Below are 658 nucleotides of genomic sequence, written 5' to 3' on the forward strand. Positions count from 1 at the left end.
ATGCGCTGAAAGGTGCATGTACGGTTCGGGGAGGAGAAGCGCATTCGCGCTTCTTACTCCACTTCCCACGGGCGAGGGCTGGCTGTATCTCGCCGCGGTGCTGGATTTGGCCACCCGGAAGGTGGTGGGTTGGGCCATGCGCGATCACATGCGCACCGAGCTGACCCTTGGCGCTCTGATCATGGCAGCCCAGCGGCAGCGACCAGGTCCAGGGCTCATTCATCATAGCGACCGCGGCAGCCAATACGCGGCAGAGGCGTATGCCCAGCAACTGGCTCGCATGAGCGCCAAGCCATCGATGAGCCGGACGGGCTGCTGCTATGACAATGCCCCAATGGAATCGTTCTTCCATTCCTTGAAGGTCGAGTTGGTTCATCAGCATCGTTGGACGACCCGCGAGGAGGCACGACGGGACCTGTTCGGCTATATCGAGAGCTACTACAATCGGCAGCGCATCCACTTGGCGCTCGGGTATCTCACACCCGAACAGGCCGAGCGGAAATTGAGCTAACCCAGTATCCGCGCAAGCGGGGGAAGATCATGTTGGAATTACCTCAAAGCTGCCGGCTATGCGTCCGTTTAACCGTCCGATGCTCTAGAGCGCGTTGACATTCACTTGGTCCAAATGAATGCGCTGACGAGGCAAAGGAGTGACAGG

The 658-nt window shown here is 59.3% G+C and carries 1 protein-coding gene; it reads left to right on the forward strand.

Annotation, left to right across the window (positions count from 1 at the left end):
• On the forward strand, positions 1 to 511 hold a 511-nt coding region (locus DDF70_RS36285; RefSeq protein WP_114949227.1), incomplete at its 5' end, for an IS3 family transposase.
• Positions 512 to 658 lie beyond the last annotated feature (147 nt).

Origin of the sequence: Microvirga calopogonii, from assembly GCF_003347665.1 — a bacterium.
Classification (GTDB): domain Bacteria; phylum Pseudomonadota; class Alphaproteobacteria; order Rhizobiales; family Beijerinckiaceae; genus Microvirga; species Microvirga calopogonii.